The organism is Haloferax sp. KTX1 (assembly GCF_902410085.1).
Classification (GTDB): domain Archaea; phylum Halobacteriota; class Halobacteria; order Halobacteriales; family Haloferacaceae; genus Haloferax; species Haloferax massiliensis.
In genome coordinates, this window is sequence record NZ_CABPRH010000101.1 from 1 (window position 1) to 498 (window position 498).

Genomic DNA, 498 nt, shown 5'->3' on the forward strand with positions numbered 1-498 from the left:
CGATACGGACGCAGACCGGCGCGTCGAGACGTACTCGAAGGGGATGAAACAGAAGCTCGGGCTGGTCCAGGCGCTGTTGCACGAGCCGGAGGTCCTCTTTCTGGACGAACCGACCTCAGGGCTGGACCCGCGGGCCGCCCGGACAGTGCGTGACACCATCAGCGAAGTCGCGGCCGCTGACACGACGGTCTTTCTCTCGACGCACATCCTGCCCGTCGTCGAGGAGTTGGCCGACACCGTCGGCGTCCTGTACGACGGCGACCTCGTCGCGGAGGGGTCTCCCGATGAACTGACCGACAGCGTCGAGTCCGGGAGCACGCTCGAAGACGTGTTCCTCGACGTGACCAGCGAGCACCCGGGAGAGCGATGAGACGGCCGAGCGGACGACGGACACGACTGATCGCGCGGACGGAACTGCGGCGTACCTGGCGCAAGCTCAAGGGGACAACACGCGGCGCACTCATATTCCTCGGCGGCGGGCTGGGCATCAGCATATAC

The 498-nt window shown here is 66.3% G+C and carries 1 protein-coding gene; it reads left to right on the forward strand.

The features are described 5' to 3' along the window. A partial coding sequence (locus FY251_RS20975) for an AAA family ATPase (protein ID WP_148416868.1) occupies nt 1–370 on the forward strand: 370 nt, incomplete at its 5' end. Between the last annotated feature and the right edge of the window lie 128 nt (nt 371–498).